Origin of the sequence: Microvenator marinus (assembly GCF_007993755.1) — a bacterium.
Lineage (GTDB): Bacteria > Myxococcota_A > Bradymonadia > Bradymonadales > Bradymonadaceae > Allomicrovenator > Allomicrovenator marinus.
This window is the reverse complement of sequence record NZ_CP042467.1, coordinates 5,759,718-5,778,424: the sequence shown is the minus strand read 5'-3', so window position 1 is coordinate 5,778,424 and position 18,707 is coordinate 5,759,718. Positions and strand designations below refer to the sequence as shown.

General features: G+C 55.1%; 13 protein-coding genes and 1 tRNA gene. 6 read left to right on the top strand and 8 right to left on the bottom strand.

The window, feature by feature from the left end:
- The first annotated feature begins 23 nt into the window (after positions 1-23).
- Genes FRD01_RS24555 through FRD01_RS23780 form a run of 3 tightly spaced genes read left to right on the top strand, consistent with a single transcriptional unit; the run spans position 24 to position 3,012 of the window.
- A complete protein-coding gene (locus tag FRD01_RS24555) occupies positions 24-1,346 on the top strand; it encodes a thrombospondin type 3 repeat-containing protein (RefSeq protein ID WP_249755861.1) in 1,323 nt (440 codons plus the stop codon).
- A complete protein-coding gene (purE, locus tag FRD01_RS23785; RefSeq protein ID WP_146963681.1) occupies positions 1,343-1,846 on the top strand; it encodes a 5-(carboxyamino)imidazole ribonucleotide mutase in 504 nt (167 codons plus the stop codon). The genes FRD01_RS24555 and purE overlap by 4 nt, the downstream gene beginning before the upstream one ends.
- Positions 1,843-3,012, top strand: coding sequence for an ATP-grasp domain-containing protein (locus tag FRD01_RS23780; protein WP_146963679.1), 1,170 nt, complete (start codon positions 1,843-1,845; stop codon positions 3,010-3,012). Before purE ends, FRD01_RS23780 begins: the two co-directional genes overlap by 4 nt.
- On the opposite strand, the gene FRD01_RS23775 is transcribed toward FRD01_RS23780, so the two are convergent.
- The 7 genes from FRD01_RS23775 to FRD01_RS23745 form a co-directional block, all read right to left on the bottom strand.
- The gene (locus FRD01_RS23775) at positions 2,988-5,735 is read right to left on the bottom strand and encodes a tetratricopeptide repeat protein (protein ID WP_146963676.1); all 2,748 of its coding nucleotides are present in this window, start codon (positions 5,733-5,735) and stop codon (positions 2,988-2,990) included. The two genes, FRD01_RS23780 and FRD01_RS23775, sit on opposite strands and share 25 nt — an antisense overlap.
- A 36-nt stretch (positions 5,736-5,771) precedes the next feature.
- Positions 5,772-6,284 carry a hypothetical protein gene (locus FRD01_RS23770; protein WP_146963675.1) on the bottom strand — a complete coding sequence of 171 codons (513 nt, stop codon included), beginning with the start codon at positions 6,282-6,284 and terminating at the stop codon, positions 5,772-5,774.
- Positions 6,285-6,328: 44 nt separating this feature from the next.
- Complete coding sequence (locus FRD01_RS23765; protein ID WP_146963673.1) at positions 6,329-8,596, bottom strand: hypothetical protein; 2,268 nt, start codon at positions 8,594-8,596, stop codon at positions 6,329-6,331.
- A complete protein-coding gene (locus FRD01_RS23760) occupies positions 8,593-9,243 on the bottom strand; it encodes a DUF192 domain-containing protein (protein ID WP_146963671.1) in 651 nt (216 codons plus the stop codon). Before FRD01_RS23760 ends, FRD01_RS23765 begins: the two co-directional genes overlap by 4 nt.
- Positions 9,221-11,491 (bottom strand): HEAT repeat domain-containing protein, encoded by a 2,271-nt coding sequence (locus tag FRD01_RS23755; protein WP_146963669.1) that lies wholly within the window; start codon positions 11,489-11,491, stop codon positions 9,221-9,223. The genes FRD01_RS23760 and FRD01_RS23755 overlap by 23 nt, the downstream gene beginning before the upstream one ends.
- Positions 11,492-11,682: 191 nt before the next feature.
- Positions 11,683-11,892 carry a hypothetical protein gene (locus FRD01_RS23750; RefSeq protein WP_146963667.1) on the bottom strand — a complete coding sequence of 70 codons (210 nt, stop codon included), beginning with the start codon at positions 11,890-11,892 and terminating at the stop codon, positions 11,683-11,685.
- A 59-nt stretch (positions 11,893-11,951) separates the two neighbouring features.
- Positions 11,952-12,024, bottom strand: a tRNA-Glu gene (locus FRD01_RS23745).
- A 145-nt stretch (positions 12,025-12,169) separates the two neighbouring features.
- Between FRD01_RS23745 and FRD01_RS23740 the strand changes: the two genes are divergently transcribed.
- Positions 12,170-12,355: an HP1242/YdcH family protein gene (locus tag FRD01_RS23740; RefSeq protein ID WP_146963665.1), complete on the top strand. Its 186-nt coding sequence runs from the start codon at positions 12,170-12,172 to the stop codon at positions 12,353-12,355.
- On the opposite strand, the gene FRD01_RS23735 is transcribed toward FRD01_RS23740, so the two are convergent.
- Entirely contained in the window at positions 12,347-14,146 is a 1,800-nt protein-coding gene (locus FRD01_RS23735) for a YhjD/YihY/BrkB family envelope integrity protein (RefSeq protein ID WP_146963663.1), read from the bottom strand. The genes FRD01_RS23740 and FRD01_RS23735 overlap by 9 nt on opposite strands.
- A 154-nt stretch (positions 14,147-14,300) precedes the next feature.
- On the opposite strand from FRD01_RS23735, the gene FRD01_RS23730 reads away from it, so the two are divergent.
- Together FRD01_RS23730 and FRD01_RS23725 are read left to right on the top strand one after the other, a co-directional pair.
- Positions 14,301-17,384, top strand: a complete 3,084-nt coding sequence (locus tag FRD01_RS23730; RefSeq protein WP_146963661.1) for a transglycosylase SLT domain-containing protein — start codon at positions 14,301-14,303, stop codon at positions 17,382-17,384.
- Between the two features lie 69 nt (positions 17,385-17,453).
- On the top strand, positions 17,454-18,698 hold the full coding sequence (locus tag FRD01_RS23725; RefSeq protein WP_146963659.1) for a DUF368 domain-containing protein: 1,245 nt from the start codon (positions 17,454-17,456) through the stop codon (positions 18,696-18,698).
- Positions 18,699-18,707 lie beyond the last annotated feature (9 nt).

Below are 18,707 nucleotides of genomic sequence, written 5' to 3'. Positions count from 1 at the left end.
GTCCTCCCTGCGTGAGTCATTACATGTCCCCAACCCGCCTAGCCCTTGCTCTAAGCGCCCTCGTTTGTTTTCCACTCAGCGGATGTGTCGAAGAATCCGATACACACGAAATCAAACGCCAGGAGATCATGGGCGGATACGAAGACGTCGCGAGTACGTTCGCCGTTGGACTCTACGCAGCCCAGGGCTATGCCGGTGGCATTTGCAGCGGAACCCTCATCGCTCCGAACCTCGTGCTAACCGCCCAACATTGCATTGCTGAAGTCACAAGCCAGTACGTCATTTGTGGCGAAACCGGCTTCGGAGAGCAAATCCGCCCCGGAAACATTCTCGTCACCGCGGACTCGAGAATGAGATACGGCGACTTCTTCAATGTGAACTCGGTACACGTGCCTCAAGGGTCCAACGATATGTGCGGCAATGACATCGCACTTCTCGTCCTCTCCGAGAACATCCCAGACTCGGTCGCGGTACCCATCATTCCTAAGATCGATATTCTTCCCCGCGAAGGCGAAGTCTACTCCGCTATCGGATACGGTCATGACGGCACGGGAAGACGCTCGGGCGTGCGACGCCGAATCGACAATCGCGTGGTCCAATGTGCTGGCGCTCAATGCCCTGGCTACACCTCAGTTCAGATCACCGAGTTCCTTGGATCCGACGGAACCTGCCAGGGCGACTCGGGTGGAACGGCGCTCGACGAACAAGGCAGAGTATTTGGAGCACTTTCGCGAGGGCCATCAGGTTGCGCAGGCTCGGTTTACTCAGGTGTCGTCGAGTGGGCCGATTGGATTCGCGACATCGGCGCGCAGGCTGCCGAATACGGTGGATACACCCCCCATTTCTGGGTAACTCAAGGCGTCAGTGAAGCTCCGGCCGACGACCAGGACTTCGACGACGTCTCAGACTCAACCGACAACTGCCAGGGGCTTTACAACCCTGACCAGTTGGACACGGATGACGATGGAATCGGTAATGCCTGCGACTCTGACCTCGACGGCGACAGCGCCAAGAACGGCGACGACAATTGCCCTAACATCGCAAACGAAGACCAGGCTGATCGTGACCGGGATGGACTTGGAGACGAGTGCGATGACGATGCCGACAACGACACCATCCCGAACGACGAGGACAACTGCCCGCTCAAGCCGAACCTAGCGCAGACTGATGGCGACGAAGACGGCATTGGCGACGCCTGTGCACCCGAGCCCACGGAACAAGTTGATTTGGACGTTGTGGCATCCGCAGCATCGAAGTCGTCTGGAGGGTGTTCAGCGGCAGGCACAGGCCCCGAACAAGGTCTTCTCCTACTTCTCATCGGCCTCTTCATCCGACGACGCAAATGAATAAGGTCGCCATTATCATGGGGAGTGATTCCGACTATGCGACCATGCAGCACGCAGAAGACATTCTCCGAGACTTCGGCGTGGACTACAGCATCGAGGTCGTTTCGGCCCACCGCACCCCCGATAGAATGTACGAATTCGCCACCCACGCTCACCAGGATGGTGTTGCGATCATCATCGCAGGGGCAGGCGGAGCAGCTCACCTTCCGGGCATGGTTTCGGCACTCACGCACCTTCCGGTTCTGGGCGTCCCAATCGAATCCAAAGCGTTGAGCGGCATGGACAGCTTGCTCTCAATCGTTCAGATGCCTGCGGGTGTCCCCACCGCGACCTTCGCGATTGGAAAGGCCGGTGCCACAAATGCCGCGCTTTTTGCCATCCAGATACTCTCCGCACACCATCCCGAACTCCTTGAAAAAATAAGAGACTATCGACGCGACCGCCACGACTCCGCTATAAAGAGTAGCGAGAATGTTAGACGGCGCTTCGAGGACGCGTGAAACACATCGGAATCATTGGAGGGGGACAACTTGGCGTCATGCTCGGGGAGTCCATTAACAAACTTGGATCAACCGCTTACGCACTGGGTCCCCAAGGGTCGCCTGCCTCGAAGTTCTTGGCCGAATTTCAACCTGGCGACCTCAAGTCACAGTCCGATATTTCCGAGTTTGCGAAGGGTAAAGACGCGATTGTGCTCGAGGTCGAACACGTAGACCCCCTGCTCCTTGAAGCAATTGAATGCCCAGTCTTTCCACGCCTAGACACACTCGAGACATGTCGCCACCGCCGACTCGAGAAAGAGTTCCTGCGAGACCACGAACTCCCGCATGCTCAGTGGGACTTCGTTGACTCCATCGACGCTGCTGCCAACACACGTTTTGAGTTCCCGTGCGTTTCTAAGACCACCGTGGGAGGCTACGACGGACTTGGTCAGGGAATCCAAGGTTCACAAGATCGGCTGGTAAAGTCACTGGAATCGGCTTCAGCAGAGCAACTCCAGCACGGCTTTGTTCTAGAAGAATTGATAGAACTTTATACCGAAGTCTCTTGTATTGTGGCGACGGACTCCAATGGAGATCAGGTTGCGTTTCCGGTCATCGAGAATTTTCACAAACATCACGTCTTAGACCTGAGCATCTTGCCTGCAGAGATTCCCCGAAACCTTGCAGATTTGGTCACCGAGACAGCAAAAGAAACCGCAAGGCTTTTAGGCAGCCCCGGGCTCATCACAGTGGAGTTCTTTGTGACTCAAGTGAAACCGCGCGGACCTCATCGTAGCGCGGATGGCTTCTATCTTCTGATCAACGAGATCGCTCCACGACCGCACAATTCTGGGCATCTCACTCGTTGTGGCACGAGCATCAGCCAATTCGATGCGCTGGCTCGTATTCTCGTGGGCATTCCTCTTGTGGAACCAACTCTCGCAAACGCATCGGGTACTTGGGCAATGTGCAATCTGCTCTCCGATCTCTGGTTGCCTTCAAAGACCCTCAACACCGACGCGCTCAGAGCCTTCCCCAACATCCATGAGTTCTTTCTATACGGAAAAGATCCGACCCGCCCGAAACGAAAAATGGGACACGTAATCACTCATGAACCAAACGCCGAGTCGGCTCGCAAGAACATGGATGAACTCCGCGCTCACCTAAGTTCGAGCGCACGTTGAATCTGCCGATCTGAGAGACCCAACTCTTTCGCTCTCTTCGTCCATCGAGTCTCAAGGTCCGCCATTTTGTACTCTTGGGCGAGCTTGATGGCTCCCAGAATGATTTCGCGGTCCTCGCCGTTTCGCACAATCAACGCTGTCTCCCAGATTTCCTCTGCCCCCGCGACGTCCTTGGATTTCAAGGCGACTTCGGCGATGAACTGATGCGCTCGGGCATCAAACGGGGCAATCTCCATCCAGCGCTCCCCTGCCCGCTTCGCCGACTCGAGATCACCACGCTCAAGCATCAGCTCCCCATAACGCCGTGCGATGGTCGTATCATGAGGGTCCAGCGCAAAGAGACGGGTAAGTGCCCTTTCCGCAAGTTGGTCGTCACGCCGCATCAGCGCAAACTTATCGAGCGCATCCCAGGCGTCTTGTCCGTTCTCAAAAAGCTCGGTCGCCGCATGAAAGTGAATCTCGGCCTCTTCTACCTTTTCGAGCCCTTGCGCCGCAGATCCCATCAGCATTCTCAGGTCATACGAATCTTGGGCGGCGCCCAAGATTAAGCTACCTTGCTCATGAGCGTCCTTCAGGCGCCCCTCAGACGCGTAGATGAGTGCGGCCACCATTCGGGCCTCACTTGGAGGGTTAGATGCCGCCAGAACGGCTTCTAGCTCCTTCAGCGCCTCAGATGTATTGCCGTCTCGGTATAGGGCCACCGCCAAATCGGCTCGAAGCCGCAAATTATCGGAATCCTTCAAGAGCTCGCTTCGAATCTCCGCTGCTCCGCCCACCTTCGCCAAGTCCACGAGAAGCTGGTTCTGGAAGTTCATGAATCGCTTCAACAACCAGGTGCGGAATCCGGCATCGATGTCCTCTGGACTAACCCCAAGCACATCATTGTAGACGCTACGATTGGATTTCTTTGCTCCCCACGCCCGCAACATCTCCACAAGCTTTGGATAACCATGAGTTTGAGCCAGGTAATGAATGACAAGACTGGCCTGGTGGTAGGCACGCAAGACTTCCTCGAGCGTTCTTGCGTGCGTAAAGCCTTTGTCGAGGTCCATCACTCCCTTGAGCTCACCGGCGACAAGCCCACGCGCTAGCTCTTTGTCGTGATGCCTCGACCAAGCGGGGTCCTTGACGTTGGTCTCGTACTCCGCCATGCCTTCGGTGAACCACCTCGGGACCCGCGAGTTTGAAATCTGGATATGATAGACGTGCGCGAGCTCGTGCCAGACGACCTGAGCCCAATTGAAGTTACCGTCGCTCGGCGAGCGAACCACGGTGACTTTTCCGAAACACACGCCTTGAGGACTAATGTTGGGGACACCAACGGAGCGAACCGAAAAGACCTCCGCATCTGGAAACACCTCGACCGCAAGATACGGATCCGGCTTGAACTTGTATTTGGCGTCAAACTCATCAAGAGCTTCCGCCACCAGCGGACTGACCAGATGATTGATCGCTTCTCGTTGTGCCTGGTGGGCCCTAATCTTAAATCTCGGGTACTCGGTGAATTCATACTCAGGGATCTTCTTTTCGTAGAGCTCCACCATATTGAAGGCGCGGACATTGTAGGGGTCCGCATCAAACGCATCGCGAAACACATCCAGAGCCTCATCCTCTTTTCCTGTGCGGGAAAGCCCAATGCCCAACCCGATCAATGAAGCCGAATGCCCAGGCTCAATCTGAAGAGCACGCCGATCAAACCTCACCGCATCATCATAGCGATAGGCGCGAACTGCGAACTCGCTCAACGTTGAAAAAACATCCACATAACGAGGATTTGTCTCCAAGATCGACTCGAGTTGCCTCTCAAACTCCTTCTCATTGTCTCCGAGGTATGAACACACGAGCTCCAAGGCACGCGCTTCAAGGTGATTCGGCCGTTGCTTAAAGACCTTGTCCAAATGATTCATGGCTTCTTTGCAGTCAGAATCAAAAATGGAAATCCTCGCGTTAACCGTCCACACCTCTGGATAAAGCGGGGAAGTCATCGCCGCCCGGTCGAGCAGATTTCGGGCCTCGTTAAAGGAATTAGAATCCTCAAGTTCAACCTTCGCTAATCCAACCAGCGCCCCCGGATGCTCGGATTGCACATCCAACGCCTCACGAAAATTCTTGTCTGCGTCCCGATAGTTGTACTTCGAGAGCAAGAGATTTCCCCACGAGACTAGATTTCGCACATTCTTTGGGTCGTCGTCATAGGCTAGTTGCGCGGCGTGGTTCGCGTCCTGGAATGACCCAAGTAGAGCCATCGCCTCCGACACGATCTGCAATTCGGCCGAAGTCTTGAGCAGGCGATTGTTGAAGAACGAGCTAAACGAATCGAGCACGAGTACGGCTTCACTCTTTGACCCTTTGCTCAAGAGCACTTTTCCCAATTCGAGCCGTATCGCGTGGGCCTGAGGTCTCGCGCTAAGTACTTCCCGCAAGAGCCGCTCCGCAGTCTCAACGTCGCCGCGGTCGCGAGCAATTCTAGCTTTCCCCCACACAATCCAATCGCGAGTGTCTTGGTCGGGTCCGAGCGTCTCTGCACGATTCAAGAGTTTGAGCGGCTGCTCAAGCTCCCCTGATTCCAGAAGGCCCAGAGCCTTTGCCACCAAGTCTTGGGCGGATTCACCTGAGACCAAGGCCGAATCTAATGTTCCCGTTTCCCAACGCTCGACTGCCGTTTGTGCCCAGCCTTCACCGGTGATGAAGACGAGCAGGATTGTCACGATGATGTATTGCAAAATTCTACCCCGTCGAAACTACTTCGAAGATAGAACCTACAATCCCGAGACTATCTTCCAATCACCTTCACGTTGCTCCATTTCGAGCCGATTCAAGTCCACACCTGCATCCCATGAAGGCTGGCCATCCACGTCGTATTGATAGGCGTACTTGTACTCGTAATCCACGCTGGCCTTCTTGCCATCTACGGAGACCGCTTTGAGAACCACGTCGTATTTGACCTCGTCCGCATGCTGCGAGAGTAGCTCAAAAACTTCGGGTAGCTCGCCCGCGCCGTAATCATCCGACGTAGTGTTTGTCGTGCCAGCATTCGAGTAGTAATCGTCAGCTATCAAACGCTTGAGTCGCCCGATATCCTTGTTCACAAGAGCGCCTCGATACTCGATCAAGACGGCAACAACTTCGCGATGCTCAGCGCTATCTTCGATTTGCGCCTCCTGGTCGATATCGAAACCGTCGACCTCAGGATAAGACTCTTTGCGCAGGTAGTCCGCACCACATGCGCTCACGAACCCAGCAAACACCAACATTAGTAGCAACTTTTTCATCTAAACTCCGAAACACCTAGGGTGCCTATATCACCAAAACTAACTCAATCGAACTCGTTGTCTATTCCTTCCAAACGTTTTCGTTGCCATTCTATACGCCGTTCCCACTCCTCAGCATACATGCGGTACATCGAGTGTTCGCTTTCCTTGAGACGCTCCACGTACCCGAGTGCGGCCGGCCAATCTCTGAGGTGGTAGTGGATTTGAGCTCCCATAAAGTCGCGTTCCACCTCAACCAAAGGCGTCTTGACCCCATCGCTCAGTTCAAGACTCTCTTTCGCGTCCCGATAGCGCCCGGCATGCATATGGCGCCTTGCCACGAGGTAGTTCACCATTGGGTCGGACGGATTCAGTCTCGCCAACTCCAGAAGCGCTAACCAGTTGTCATGACCTTGGGAGTCAACCAGGTACTCTTGAGCCAAACGCGATGCATCAGGTTCCCCAGATACCCAATCGCGTTTGACCCAGACGGTTCGCTTCCGCTCGATTGGAAGGCCGAAACTCAAGCACTCGTCATAACTCTCTAGCGAATCGCTAGATTTGCCCGCCCTCCAATAAAGGTCCCCTCGAATCTCTTCGATTTGAGCCTTTTCGGTTGGAGTTTTCGCGAGCGTCGCTGCCTCAGATGCGGCCTCGAGCGCCTGCTGGTCCAAGCCAAGCCCGGCAAGGAAGCGCACATACTCAAGATGGTAGTAGACATTCTGAGGGTCAAATCCAAGAATCTGCCCGTAGATCTCCTTGGCACGATCCACTTGCCCGCTCGCCAATGCGCGTTCTACCTCAAGCCTCAACTCAGCCAGAGATCGAGCGCATACCTTTTGGAAGATACTAGGTCGATCGTACACAAATCTTGCGACGTCCATCGTGCTTTCGTCCACCACCTGTCCGTCCAAGAATGCTTCCCATTCAAGCGCGAGTTCGTCGAGGGGGCGACCGTATGCGAACTCCCACTCGCCTCTGGCGTACGCTCGTTGGAGCTTCTCCATTCCATACTTGTCTACCAGATATCGAATGAAAGAGCCGGTTACCGTGTAGGAGCGCGAGGATGACTGCCCCCAAAAACCGGTCGCCCCCACAATCTTGCGGATATCAGGGGCGATATTGAGTCGCCTCAGGATCGCAGTGGCCTCGTGGGGCGAAAACTCGGCCGGCGGCCAATCGGCGGCCACAGAGATTCCTTCGACCAAGCCCATATTCACACCTACCCAGTATCTAGCGCTCAAGTCGAGTGGCCCAGCGCCAAATGGAGCCGTGAACATATGCGATAGCTCATGAGCCAAAAGGGACTCCCCGAAGCGTCGCCAAACGATATGCATCTCGCCGAGCCATAGCCTCGCGACCAGAGTTCGCCTACCTCCCATCAACACGCCCTTCTCTTGCGGCGAGGCGTAGACAAAACTGCGAAGTTTTTCTCCGTGGTAAGCGATGGGATCGGTACCAAAAAACTCCTTCATCTCGTGGTATCGAAACTCATGGTCCTCGACGAGTCGCTTGACATCAAAATTGCCGCGGGTCGAGTAGTGGATGACGAAGTGCTCACTCTCGATGCGACCAGCCAATTGCTCAGCCACATAATCCGCTCCAATATCTATGCCGTTCTCTTCAAACCGAGATACGCCTAGCGCTGTGATTCCAGCTAGAACCAGAGCCAGAGCTCCTATTCCAGCAGCGCGGTCGTAAGTCTTCCATCTAAACCGAAACTCCAGAGCCAGGAGAAGTGCAAGCGCGCCTGCTGAGAGGACAAGGCGATAGAAGACCAGACTCTCCGGTAGAGCAAGCGCTTCGTCGTAAATCGAGCCGGAGAAGTATCCCAGATGCAGTTGAAAACCGATGATTGGAGGCTGTGTGGCGAGGCGCCAAGCAAAGTAACCGATGCTAGAGAGAATGGTCACGAGCGCCGCAACTTCTGCTTTCCATCCGCGAAAAATCTCGCTGACAAAGAGCCGCGTCAACACACCGATTCCAACCGAGACCAAGGGGATCGCAACCCAAAACAAAACCCCCAAAACCGGGTCGCAGTTTTGAACACGCAAAGCATTGAGTCCCAAAATCAGTAGTCCCACGCCCAGGAGCAAGACCTGCCGCCCCCAAGCCTTTAAGAATCTGAAGCCGGGAGACTTCGCACGATCGAGTAGTCCCGGGTCCCTGACAAAGGTTGCGTAGATGCCACCCACCACGCCAAAGAGAGCAGCTGACTCGTAGCCGACTACGTTGAGCAATGGGACGAAGCACGCGAGCGCTCCCAAGACCAGATAGAGCACAGCCTGCACCCGATACCCGATCGTTGGCAGCAGCGCACGAAGCCAACTCATGGTGTGTATTCTGGATCGACGTGTTCGAGCTTCATTTGGGCGCCTTGGGCGATCCCAAACTTCTCAGCGGTTCCTGCGTTAAGCTCCAAGACGTAGCGTCCGGGCTTGTTCACTGAACGAGGCGTCTCGGTGAGGGGCTCAGCCCTGACAACGCCCTGAACAGTTCCAGAAGCGTCTAAGAAGACCATATCCAGAGGAATCAAGGTGTTTCGCATCCAGAACGTCAGCACTTCATCACGCCGATAGATAAACAACATGCCCCAATCTGGGCGCATTGAGCGGCGATACATCAATCCGCGTGACTGCTCGTACGGTGCCACCGCGAGCTCCAAATGGAAGGTCGCGAGTTCTTTCCCGTCTGGCCCTTGAAAAATCGCTCGTGGCGTATCGATCTGCACTTTGCCGCTCATAGCGGGTGGTTCTTCACAGAGCCCGTCAATGCATCTCAGATAAGAGGTACACTCTCGGTCGTCGCGACACGTCTGACCGCGGCTATCTTTGGCTTTGGGCTTTTCCTCTTCCACCACCGGAGCCTCGACTTTCGCGGTCTCTTGCTCAGCGGCACTCGGCGCCTTGATTTTCTCATGACATCCGAACAGCCCTGCGACCATGACGAGAACGAATTTAAAGTTTCTTAATCGATGCACTAATCAGCTCCAGGAGCTCAGGATCTTTCTCTTGTTGAGATCGTTGCTCAAGAGCACGACGAGCATCGGGTCCTTTGAGCTTGGTCAACGCCTCCACCACTGCGACACGAACGTTGCGATTCGGGTCTGCAGCAGCGTTAGCCACGACACTTGCGGCTGATGAATGTCCGGTAGCTCCCAACGCGTTAACGGCAGCAAGGCGGACATCATCGTCATTGGCTCCCAATTGGAAGGCGATACCCGTGACCGCTGCATCGGAATTGAACGTCCCGAGAGACTTGATCGCCGCGATCTGCACGTCGGTACTATCGTCGTTCACAGCGGCGCTCAAAGTTCCGATCGCGTCCCGTACGCCCTGTGCATCATCACGGCTGACGAGGCTTGGCAATGCTTCAACAGCAGCCGCTCTAATCTCGGCATTCTTGTCACCAACCGAGCCGACAACGGTCTTCCAAGCGAACGCATCGCCCCGCATTCCGATAGCTCTGAGTGCATTTGCCTTAACCAACTCGTTCTTATCCTCAAGCAGTGCCGTCAATTCTTCTGCGAGCTCGCCGTTCTTAAAGCGGCCAATGGCCAAGGCCACGTCGGCCCTCACCTTAGCGTCTCGATCCTTTGCCACTGGCTTAAGAGCCTCGGCCGACTTTGAGTCAGCAAACGCTCCCAGAGCGCGTGCTGAAGCGCCACGAATGAGCGGGTCCGAGTTTCCAAGTCCATCCTTCAACGTGTTGAACACTCTTGAACCGGCATTCTCCTTTTGAGCCTTTTCTCCCAAGGCTCTGTACGCAACCCGACGCAAGATAGGATTGGAATCCTTGGTACGGGTTTGGATGGCATTCAATGACTCTTTCATCACGATCTGAAAGGCGAGCTCCTCGAGATTCGGCTCGGTCACAGACTTTGCTGCAGCTGCAAACGCCGGCAGCGATGCCGCGTCTCCGCGCTCTACAAGAGAGTTGGCAGCAGCCACCCTGAGATAGCGCTTCTCGCTCTTGAGCAGGTCTTCCACATTGGATCGTGCAGCGTCTGACTTGACCTTTGCAAGGGCCTCTACTGCGCTTACCGCCTTATGCTCCACATCGTTGCGGGCCAAGAAACCTTGTCCTGCGACTTTGGAGTCATCCGCCTTTTGTTCAGCGAGATGCCCGGCCACTTGAAGTTTAACCTCAGCCACGACTTTCGAGTTGGTGAGCGCTGCCTTCTGCTCGGAGACACCTCCGACCGACTCCAGTGCGTCAGCCGATGCCTTTGCAACTGGAAGTCGCTTATCTTCCAATGCGGCGGCCAGGGCCGTTGGGACGCGCTCATCTTTGAATCCTGCAAGCGCCTTCGCGGCTTCAACTGCGAGCTTCTCATCCCCTCGCTTCAACGCGAAAAGATGTTGTTGCACTGCAAACTTTTTATCTTTGGCTTTACCCAGAAAAGCCGCTGCCTTGGCAGCTGCGGCATCATCTTTCTCGGTGTTCATGTAGGCCACCACGGCGTCTAAGACGACCGGCTGATCTCGGACAGACTCCAAGACTTCGAGCGCAGTGGACCTGACTTGTGAGCGCTCATCTTTCAAAAGAGCCGCCACCTGCTCGGCGTAAGGGATCTTGAGTTCAGGTAGGACCTTCGCAACCGACGTCACGGTGTATGGGTCTTTGGCCTGAAGGTACGAGTAGACTTGGTCAACAAGCGCCTGATCCTTGGACTTCCAACGCTGGACTATTTGCTCGCTGCTCACTAACTCGCCGTTTGGCATACGCGCCAAAATCTGAGGGCTTGAAGTACTTGGAACCACCTTCCAAAGCGGAACAGTGAGTGCGTAGCCCGAGAAAGGTACGTCCTCGCGAGCCAAAGCGCCGTTGGCGTATCCTGGGAACTCAACGCCAGGCACACCGATCTCTGTCAGCGTGTAGACGGTTTCCGCCATGATGATTAGGGCGTAGCGAGATGCCGCGGGATCGATTTGCACGCTCACATTGGCGCTAGAAGGGGTCTTGCCTTTCACGGTCAACGCGGACTTGAGATACGTCGAACGTTTATCCTTCCTGAGCGCTTCAAACGCTGAAGTTACGGTTGCAATCGTCGGCTTTCCTGTCAACACGGCTTCTGTCTTGGGGACTAGAACCCACTCCACGGTCGATCCAACCTCAACCTTCTCGTAGGAGTAGCGCACGCTTCCCGCATCCGCCCAGGCAGTGGTGCTGAGCAAAAGTGACGCACCCAAAGCACCCAAAAGATTCTTTCCAAATTTCAATCCCATCAACTTAGCTCCTTCGCTGAACCCACTTCAGGCTCGCTCTCGCCAATGCAAAATGTCTCGCGACTACAAATTGATTCCCGAGGGTCAAAATTTGATGGCCGGGGAATTGCGGTTTCTACAGCAAAGCGCGCGCAAAAAAAAGAACCCGTGAGTGATCACGGGTTCTGGATGTGCATGCCCCCTTTTGACGATCACTTAAGATCGAGTACGCCGGCGTTCGCACCTGCCGAGGTCACAAGGGTGTTGCATGAAGCGTTTGAGCAAAGCCAGAACATGCCACTTGAAGCTTCAACGCGGAGAATCTTGGCCATCGCCATATCCGAGTTGCAAGCTGGACAAGTACGTACCCAACCTTTGCCTTTTTTCGCCGAAGCGATTTTTGCGGGTTTTTTTGTTGCCATTTCTCTTCTCCTTGCCTGCGCCAATCGGCATTTCTAGGCTGTCATCTAGTGTTTTTCAGTAGCCCGTACGGGATTCGAACCCGTGTTACCGCCGTGAGAGGGCGGCGTCCTGAACCGCTAGACGAACGGGCCGTATCGTTAGCGACTTAGGGCGCGCTTTATAGGGAAGCTAGTAGGGCATGTCAACATTCAAGTGCCCCACCCTATTGTCTTTGACAGGTTTGGGGCTTTTTGCTCATACTCTTGGCCTGGAACCCTGCCCCTAAGGAGACTCTTTATGACCCATCTGGCACCTTCCTCAATCGCCGATTTGCGAACCCTTCAGTCGGAGCACGAACTCCTTGAGCATCGCCTCGAAGCTCTCAAGGCCCGTAAATCTCACTCACCCGAGGAACGCTATGAGATTCAGGTCATCAAAAAGAGGAAACTCGCCCTAAAAGACAGGATTCGTGAGTTAAGCTGACTCCCCTGACTTATCAACCGACAATTCAGCCGTCTCTCGCAGTTGAGCGTCAATATCGCTCATGTCTTCGAGGTCGATCTCTGCCCAATCGTCGCCCAGGTCGATATCGATCTCTTCGGGCTCGGGTTTTGGCGCGCTAAGGCTTCGCTTCAGCCGCGCCTTGAGCGAGTCTTGAGTGTCCGTGGAGGATTCCTGAGTCTGCAAACGAGCAGTCTCTTGCCGCAGCGCGGTTGAAGAGCTCGGAGCAGGTTTGGGCGCCTCAATTGCCTCCACAACCAACTCGTCGGAAACTTCGATGCTCGCCGACGTATCCTCACTTCTGGAAAGCGCCTTGCCCTCGGTAGAGGAGTGCCCGCTAAGAGGCGATGAATTCGTAGACTTGGGAATCTCCGCAGATTGCGAAGCATCGGCATCAGGGTCGAGGTAGGCTTGTCGCGCATGTGCTCCGGACACGAGTTCCTCTGGATACTCCGGGGGCGTCCACGAGCGCAAAAAGTGATCGTTGTGCGGAACCAAAGCCAGCGCGGTCTTTCCACCAAGCTGCTCAAGCGTCACGCGCCGGATATCGCCCTGGAGTTTTTGCATCGGAACCGAATTCGGCTCGGTAAAATCAAAGAAATGCTCAGCAATGGGCACCAGAGAAACATCGTCTAGCATTTTGGCCGGCATCACGGCCCGCTCATCGTTTTCGACTTCCACCGCCTTGACAGCCCCCAGGCTCTCGAGCTCCGCCACGACTTCCCTCAAGAAGTTCTCATCATAGCCTGTTTGCCGGATCAAATCGGCCTCTTTGAGAGCCCCGTGTCCGCCCTTAAAATGGCGCGCGACTGGCGCTAAGATCTCAAGCCCCACCAGTGGATTGTAGATGTTTCGCTTTTGTTTGAGTGGTGTTCGCTCTTTGGCCGCATCAACCTCAACAATGGTTCGCAGATTTTGAATCGTGTAGGCCAGCTCAGCCCCAAGGAGCACCAGAATCCAACAGATATAGATCCAGATTAGGCAAAGGGGGATGAGCCCCAACGCGCCATAAATCTTGTTGTAGCTCTCTAAAATGACCTGGGAGACATAGACATTAAATCCAAACTTCACGGCCTCAAACGCAAGCGCTGTAAACAACCCGCCGGCAATCGCCGCGCTCCAGTGTACTTTGGTGTTCGGGAGCAGCTGGTTCATCAGGGTGAACAAGAGAAAGGCGATGAAAAACGGGACGATCGAAACCAAAAAACCCGTCTCGAGGCCAAACCTGTCCACCACGAGCTGGGTTCGGGCCGTCAGACCCACCGACGTCGAGGCGAGTACGGGGCCGAACGTGACCACAAAATAGAACGTAAGAATTTTTCGGAGAATCGGACGATCGTTTCGGGCATGCCAGATCGCGTTGAAAGCACGCTCGATATCCATAAAGAGGAAAATGGCGATCACCAGAAAAATCAGCGCGCTGATTCCCCCGACGCTCGCCGCACTGGTTTGAGCAAAAAGGCTCAGATGCTCGGCAGCCTGCGACGCAGCGCTAGGAAAGACCGGCTCCAGATAAAAGACCAGACTCTGATTCGATTCGTCGAAGGCCCCAAAAATAGCCAACGCTGAGGTCACCACGGAGAGCAGTGGAACGAGCGAAATCGCCGTGGTGTAGGCGAGCGAGGACGCGAGGATCATCGCGCGGTCGCGAAAGAACTCGCGGATGGCGAAACCTACCGAGAGCAGTGGCACAAGCACGTTAAACTGCCATCCCGGAATGTCATCCCAATCGCCGCCCCGAAAGCGTTTCCACGCTGAAGCCTTTTCTCCCATCGCACACTCGATTTTCTCAGTCTTCGTGGTTTTCTACCAGTAATTGAGATTCATGGGAACACAAGCGCCGACAAGAGTTGTTAGAGGGAGGTACTTGGTCAGATCGCATTTCTGCCCTATACTTGAGTGAGAAGAAGCTACGTGAGCAAGATAAATGGGTGACGAACGCAGGCACAACGCGACATTGGCTGGACTGATTGGGATAGCCTTATTTGCGGCCAGCGTGCCCGAGATTGCCGCTCAGCACGTGCGCGAAAGCAAGGTCCTACCCGCCACTCCAGTGAGTGAAAAGGCGGTTGATAAGGTCGCTGTGCGACTGGCGATGCCTGGAGTCATCACACTCGCGAGCAAAGCCCTTATCGAGTCGAATTCCGCCGCCCTCTCTAGCTCAGTCAAGGATTTTGAAGAGAGCGCTCTTACTATTGCGGTGAGCGCGTATTACGACGGAAACACCGACGAGGCTCGAACTTCGGCGCTCGCCGTCGCGCGACAACTAGAAGAAACTCAGAATCCAGCACTCTCGGACATTCGAAGCCAAGCCCTACTCTTGGTCGCGAATATTGAAATGCAGGACGGTGAATTCGAGGAAGCTAAGCGTCATCTGGACATGGTGCCTCGCAACACGCCTGTTGACGATATGCTTGCGTATATGAAGGGCGGCGTGCGCACAGAACTCGGTGAGCACGCCGACGCCGCGACCTGGTTTGAAGTGGCGGTCAAGGCCGACACACAAGTCAAACATCGCGCTCGGGCGAGGCATGCTCATGCACTCTACGCTGCCGAGAAGTGGGAAGAAGCGCACAAGGCGCTCGATTCATTGGTAAAGACGTTTCCGGACTATCCGCGTCGCCCACGCGCACTCTATGAGCGTGCAAAATCGCTCGCCAAGCTCGATAGACACCAAGAGGCGGCAGACGCTTTCCAAGATGCCTGGTTCGACTACCCATTTCACCCCAAAGGCAAAGCCGCACGGCTCGAACTCGAGCTCTATGCCCAAGACGACATCAAGCCGAGCAAGGAGATTTCTGCCGAAGCCAGGCTCGACCGCTTCCGCACCATGCGGATCAATAAACATTGGGATGATGTGCGCGAACTCCTCTCCGCTCTCTTGACCGAAGTCGCGACCGAGACAGGCGATTCGTCGCTCGAACACCGCATCATCCTACAGATGGCGATGAACGATTATGGACAACGTCATTTTAAAGACGCTGAGCGTCACTTCCTCGCGCTCGCTCAACGTTGGGAAAACGGTCAACGTGAAGGTATCAATCGCGGTTTCATCTATCGCTTCTTGAGTCGGACCTATTCTGCGATGGGTGATTTGGACAAGGCGCTTTCCGCTCTCGACAAGGAGCACGAGTACTCCTCGGTTCGCACTCGACTTTCGGCCCGAGCACAACTTCTGGAAAATCACGCAAGGTACCAAGACGCGTTCGAAATCTATGACCGCCTAGCCTCGGCCAATCAGAAGCGCGGCTGGGATTTCACGTGGCTACTCTACAAGACCGGACAGTACGACCAAGCCTATGAGAACCTCTCGAACTTGGCCGATCGCTCCTCAGGTGAGAGACAGGCAAAATACCTCTATTGGGCGGCTAGGACTCTAGAGAACGCAGGCCGTTTTAAAGAGGCAAAGGAGGTCTTCGCGCAGGTACGAGACGACCATCGCACGCGTTATTACGGATTACAGGCGGCGAACCGAATCCTCGACATCGACCAGCGCCTCTCGGTAGATGGCGCCTTGATAGCCAAGACCGAAGATATCGCGAACGCAGCTGATATAGCCCTCGACGCACTGGAAACCGCCGAGGCCAATGTTGCACTTGCATCAAACGTGAGGGACCCGCGTACGCTCCTCCGAGGCTATGCTGAAACCACGCCCACTGAAGAGGTCTGTGTGGAGTGCGAAGTCGAAGCGCCAATCCCTGAGAATGCGCTGGAAGTATTGAATATGGCGGTAAGCCCACTCAGCCAAATCTCCAACGTGCTTGGCATCGGTGCGGATTTGCCGGAGCGTGACACAGACTCGGACGGCTCTGGAGGCGACACGCGGTCAGAGAAGCCCCTTCCAAAGGCTCGGCTAAAGCACAATAGTCCTGTAAAAGCAGACTACACGACCTCAGCGCGAATCTATTGGGACGGGCGCATGAGCTCGTCCGCATCGTTTGCGCGTGCCAGAGGCGGCCAGATTCCTGGCCCCATGCCCACGCGTGCCCTCGCCTACGATGAGACCACCCACCTCAATGGCCTCTCACGTGCCGCTCGGGAAGCGGGTGATTTGTTCCCCGAGTTGGTTCGGGCCGACTGGCTCTGGAACGCTGGCCTTGATTCCGCGGCCCGATGGTCGGTTCGTGACGTCGCAATTGAGTTTCGCGAGCTCTCCCGGAAGTACCGTCCTTCCCGTGCTCCTCACGAACTGAACAACCGTAGGTGGTCGTACTATATCGACAACCGTCGTCGAGATCAGGCCGAGTTTTGGGGCATGAATTCAGATGAATTACGATTTCCTGTGCCCTCCAATGCTGCAAAAAAACAAGAGCTTTTGCAGCGCCAACAGAAAATCTACGAACAGCGCACTGCCCTAAAACCCGTGCTTATGGACGCGTTCAAGGAGGCGGGCGACCACTTCATGGTTCGCCGTTACACGCTTGGCACGGGCGGCTGGTGGCGACGAGACCCCACGGGCCCGGCGCGTGACTCGTGGATGCAGGCATATTCGAGAGCTTTTCCCAATCTGGTGCTCAAGGAAGCCAAGAGATACGGCATGAACCCTTATGTCCTCTGGGCCTTGATGACGGTGGAGAGTTCGTACAATCCGGACAGCATCTCACCGGCCTTGGCGCTCGGACTCCTACAGGTCATCCCAAAGACCGGTCTAAAGACCGCATTGATGCTGGGCGATGATGATTTTGGGCCGATGGACCTTCTAGACGAAGACGTGGCCATTCGACACGGGGCCTTCTATTTCTCGCAGCTTTTGAAAAAGTTTCACGGCCAAGAACTCCTCGCGTTTGCTGGCTACAACGGCGGCCCTCACAGGGTCGGAGATTGGCTGGACAGCCGCGGTAACCAGCCGCTCGATGAGTTCGTAGAAGAGATTCCGTTCACTGAGGCCCGTGGGTACGCCAAGAAGGTAGCGCGATTCATTGCACTCTACCTTCGCATCTACGAAGGCGGCAGCGAGCTCTACATCGGACAAAACGTCAGGTCTGACTACCGCCCTGAGCCACGTTTCTAACACCTCCATCCTTGAAGAGCATTGGGGTTTCCACTACAACGCCTCGTGGTCATTCACATAAGGATTGGGATGCATCGGTTGATTCTGTTTTTGAAAGGTATGGCTATGGGTGCTGCGGACGTCATTCCCGGCGTTTCAGGCGGCACCATGGCACTGATACTGGGGATTTACACCGAATTGGTCGATACCATTAAGGGGCTTTCACCGAAAATCCTCCTGATTGGACTCCGCTGGCTCAAGTCACGTGACGCGGCGGCTAAAGACGCCTTTCTCGCTGAGTTTGAGCGCCTCAATTTGCTTTTCTTGTTGACGCTTTTCGCAGGGATTGTGAGTGCGATTATCGTCGGCAGTGCTGTAATTCCTTCGTTGATGGAGTCCTACCCGTCCGCGATGCGCGCCTTCTTTTTTGGCCTCATCCTGGCGAGTGTTTACGTGCCCTTGAAAATGGTGGGCACTCCGACTCCGAAAGCCCTCGTAGCAGTTGCGATCGCCGGTATTTTGGGTGGCATCTTTGGGTTCAATTTCACAAATCCGTCGCATTCGTTTGAAACGACATCGACATGGAAATCGGTGGAGTCAAATGAGGGTGAAACCCTCAAAGACATCACGCGCAGAGAGCCGAGTGCATGGGCTGCTGACCGCGTATTCTGGGCCCCGGAGAATCAGTCGCTGAGATCCGCCCTATCACACGCGTCTCCAGAAAAATTCGCCGAACTTGAGAAGCTCCACCTGGGCGAGAGTGAAGACGTCGTGGACAAAGAGTTGATGAAGGCGCGCGCAAAGCCCTATGAGTCTTTGGAACTGCCGGCGGGGACGCCTGTCAAGGTCCCTCAACCCGCGATTTGGTTCGTGTTTGTCGCCGGATTGATCGCAATCTGCGCGATGATTCTGCCCGGCATCAGCGGCTCGTATTTGCTACTCATTTTGGGTCTCTACTTCTTTATTCTGAACTCCCTAAAAGGCTTCCTAACCACGCTTGCCTCGGGCTCATTGCCATTGAGTCAGGGCACGTTTGTGGCGGTCTTTTGCCTTGGATGTTTGATAGGCTTACTTAGCTTTGCCCGGCTCCTGAGCTATCTCCTACACAATTACACGGCGCCGACACTCGGCGGCCTGGTAGGACTGATGCTCGGCTGTCTCCGTGGCATTTGGCCATTCCGTACCACCACTGCGGCCGGTCTTGAGCAAAACGTGATCCCAGCGGAGCTAAGCTCGGAAGTGCTCATCGCCGTGGGGTGTGGTGTTGTTGGAATGGTGATTGTGGCCGGCTTAACGTGGCTCGGAGGAAAGACCGAGGAAGTTTCTCATGCATGAGGTCTGTCG